4 protein-coding genes are annotated in these 2,650 nt (G+C 59.6%); 1 reads left to right on the forward strand and 3 read right to left on the reverse strand.

Features of this window, described 5'->3' with window-relative positions; genetic code table 11:
* From KDH09_15720 to KDH09_15730, 3 genes are all read right to left on the reverse strand, one after another.
* Positions 1-389 (reverse strand): hypothetical protein (locus KDH09_15720; GenBank protein ID MCB0221146.1); only part of this gene is annotated, 389 nt, incomplete at its 3' end.
* A gap of 8 nt (positions 390-397) precedes the next feature.
* A complete protein-coding gene (locus KDH09_15725; protein MCB0221147.1) occupies positions 398-1,336 on the reverse strand; it encodes a ferritin-like domain-containing protein in 939 nt (312 codons plus the stop codon).
* Positions 1,337-1,361: 25 nt separating this feature from the next.
* A complete protein-coding gene (locus KDH09_15730; protein MCB0221148.1) occupies positions 1,362-2,117 on the reverse strand; it encodes a FadR family transcriptional regulator in 756 nt (251 codons plus the stop codon).
* A gap of 219 nt (positions 2,118-2,336) precedes the next feature.
* Between KDH09_15730 and KDH09_15735 the strand changes: the two genes are divergently transcribed.
* Positions 2,337-2,650: hypothetical protein (locus KDH09_15735; GenBank protein ID MCB0221149.1), on the forward strand; the 314-nt coding region annotated here is incomplete at its 3' end.

Below are 2,650 nucleotides of genomic sequence, written 5' to 3' on the forward strand. Positions count from 1 at the left end.
CAGGGCGCATCGCTCTTCTGGAGATCCTCGCTGTAGTGGCGAAAGGTTTCCAGCCCGCGCGGGTGAGTCTGGATCACCTGCAGGTCGAAGACCGGCATCCCGGCGTGAATCGTAAAGTGCAGGTGCTTCATCACCGATTCGAGCTTGCATTCAAGCCCGCTGCCCGTGCGCAGGTGGTCGCGACCGACCTGACTGAAGATGATGGGCTGGCGAAGCACGGGGTGCCCCAGCGGGGCACCCTCGTAGCGATGTTCGTCGGTGATATCGGGCGTGAGCACGTAGGGGAGCATTTCCATCTCTCCCTGCGTGATCTGCCAGCGCGTGGGCGCCCTGGCGATGAGGCCCCGGCTCACAAACGGGGCGAGCCGCGCTTCGATGTCGATTGCCATGACGCGGCTCAGGCCTGTGCCGGCGCGGCTTCCTGGGCCCGCTTGCGGAAGGCCGAGCGCTCACGCGCCTCGGCGAACTTCTCGGGAGGCAGCAGCCAGTCGGCAATCTTGTCGGTGAGCTCCTTGCTCGGCGGCTTGAACAGCGAGATGCGCTGGGCCTCCACGGGAAGCTCCTTGAACATGTTGCGCATGTCCTTCATGTCGCGCTTCATCTGGGCGTTCCAGTCGATCATCAGACCGGCGGTGTCCTTCATTATCTGTTCCTGCGCGCGGAACATGACGTAGTTCCAGTAGGCCTGCTTGGCGTAGATCTGGGCACGGCGAACCGGGCCGATGTTCTTGAGCAGGCGCGGCAGGTAATTGCGCGCCAGCGCCACGTGCTTGACCTCGTCGAGGTCGATGTAGTGCAGAAGTTCCTGCAGCACCGGCTCGTCGAAGTTCTCCATCACCGTGGTGAAGAGCGAGTGAGCCACGTTCTCGACGATGAGGTTCATGCCCACGAGCTTGGCGGCCGGGTCTCGCTCCAGGCGCAGCCCGTCGAGCAGCTTCTTTGCCCAGGGATTGATCTCGGGAAGGTCGATCTCCAGGGCGCGCAGGTACTTGCCCATGCTGGTGATGTGCTTGGCCTCTTCCATGGTCTGGAAGGCGAGCACGAACTGCGCCGGAAGATCGGGCACCATGCCGATGAGATGCGCCGAGGTGTGCATGGCCACGATCTCGCCGTAGTAGATGATGCTCATCAGGCCGGCGATTGCCTTCTTCTCTTCAAGGGTGGCGTTGATCTTCCCGCCGTGCTTGGCGAGGATTTCCTCGAAAATGTCGTCGTCGTTCCAGAACTGTTTCTTGGAGCCCTTCATCGAGCTGGCAAGTTTGGGCCACTCATCCATGGCCGTCAGGTTCTTGCGGTCATAGGGGCTGAATTCGGGATTCTGGGGGATGGCTACCATGGCAATTGCTCCTTGGGAAAACTTTTCAGAATGTCAGTTCGCGAAGCCAGTGCTCGAAGAGCTTGGGATCGCGCGGGGTCATGGCTTCTTCGATGAGCGCGGCCAGCGCGGCGGCATCGCGCTTTTCGACGCAGGTGCGCGCGCTGCGATAGAACTCGTCCATCACCGCGCGCGCGGTGTTCTCGATGTCTTTTTCAAAGAAGATGCGAAACGGCGAGGCGTAGCGCTCGTAGATCTCGGAGAAGGTGTTGAACAAAAGCTGCAGCGCGATGTTGCGCGTGGCCTGGAAAACCGCGCGGTGGATGGCGTGGTCGTTGGCGATGAATTCCTCGGCGTCCTCGATTTCGAGCTGCCGGTCGATGAGCGCGAGCAGCGCGTCCACCTCGGCGTCCTTCATGCGCTCGAAGGCCAGCGTGGCGGCCTGCAGGTAGATGCCGCGGATCATTTCGATGGTCGAGAGAAAGGCGCGCGCGTCGTAGCGGCCCTCGGCGTCGGGAGTAGTCAGGAGATGAACGAGCAGGTCGATCCCGCCGCTCTGGCGGTAGTCGAGCACCTCGACCCCCGTGCCCTGGCGAATGCTCACCAGCCCCAGGCCGGCCAGTTTCTGCAGGGCCTCGCGCACGGTGGTGCGGTTGACCCCGAATGCCAGCGCCAGCTCCCGCTCGCTGGGCAGCTTTTCGCCAGGCGTATAGGTCCCCCGCAGGATTTCCTTGCGGATCTGCGCGGCCACTTCCTCTGAAATGGATTCCTTGCGAACCGGCTGAAACGCCGCCTTGGCCATGGGGAGCTGCGCTCCTTTCACCGGGGGAAGGTCTGAAATCGGCCCAAAAGGCACTCTCCCCGCCTGTGACAGCTACGCTACCACAGCGGTGATTGGGTTGTCCAGTGGTTGGACCAGTTAGCATTTGCGCTACTCCCTACCCTGATACCGCAAGCTTATTGAACTACGTACTATATACGCATAACCTGTTCGGGATAGTCTACTGCGTTGGAGAAACTAATGGCCGACATAGTCTTTTTCTTAGGTGCTGGAGCATCGTGCGAAGCGAAAGCGCCGTTAATGAATGAGTTTCTTCATCGAGCGGAGGATATCCGTGATAAGTTGTCGAATCACAACGGCCTACAACCTCGCGACGAAGCAGATCTCAATCATTTCAATTGCGTCATGGAATTGCTGGCCGAGTTGGATCGTGAACAAGCAAAAATTGCGATTCAACCTAACAATCTAGAATCTTTTTTTAGCGCACTGGAAATGGCTCGAATTCTTGGACCTGGGATTCGCTTTGATTTGGACCGAATTCAGAACGCATATAA

The sequence above is a fragment of the Chrysiogenia bacterium genome, from assembly GCA_020434085.1.
In the GTDB taxonomy this organism is placed as follows: domain Bacteria; phylum JAGRBM01; class JAGRBM01; order JAGRBM01; family JAGRBM01; genus JAGRBM01.

What these genes read in the sequence shown, in the direction of transcription:
- KDH09_15725 (MCB0221147.1), bottom strand. Translation starts at nt 1,336, where the DNA reads ATGGTAGCCATCCCCCAGAATCCCGAATTCAGCCCCTATGACCGCAAG.
- KDH09_15730 (MCB0221148.1), bottom strand. Translation starts at nt 2,117, where the DNA reads ATGGCCAAGGCGGCGTTTCAGCCGGTTCGCAAGGAATCCATTTCAGAG.